Origin of the sequence: Aquicoccus porphyridii (assembly GCF_008369105.1) — a bacterium.
Taxonomy (GTDB): Bacteria; Pseudomonadota; Alphaproteobacteria; order Rhodobacterales; family Rhodobacteraceae; genus Aquicoccus; species Aquicoccus porphyridii.
On record NZ_VINQ01000089.1, the window covers coordinates 1 to 541 of the forward strand.

The 541-nt window shown below is 73.6% G+C and carries 1 pseudogene; it reads left to right on the plus strand.

What is annotated here, in order from left to right:
* Positions 1-541 (plus strand): annotated as a pseudogene (gene phzC / locus FLO80_RS23715) (phenazine biosynthesis protein PhzC); the annotation flags it as partial.

Consider the following 541-nt stretch of genomic DNA (forward strand, 5'->3'; position numbering starts at 1 on the left):
CGGCGACATCCTGGCCCTGCGCGCGACCCTGGCGCGGGTCGCCCGCGGCGAGGCGCTGGTGGTGCAGTGCGGCGACTGCGCCGAGGACATGGACGACCACCATGCCGAGAACGTGGCGCGCAAGGCCGCCGTGCTGGAACTGCTGGCCGGCGCCCTGCGCCTGGCCGGCCGGCGGCCGGTGATCCGCGTCGGGCGCATCGCCGGGCAGTACGCCAAGCCGCGTTCCAAGCCGCACGAGCAGGTCGGCGAGCAGACCCTGCCGGTCTATCGCGGCGACATGGTCAACGGCCGCGAGGCCCATGCCGAGCAGCGCCGGGCCGATCCGCAGCGGATCCTCAAGGGCTATGCGGCGGCGCGCAACATCATGCGCCACCTGGGCTGGGACGCCGCGTCCGGGCAGGAGGCGAATGCCTCGCCGGTCTGGACCAGCCACGAGATGCTGCTGCTCGACTACGAGCTGTCGATGCTGCGCGAGGACGAGCAGCGCCGGGTCTACCTCGGGTCGACCCACTGGCCGTGGATCGGCGAGCGCACCCGCCAG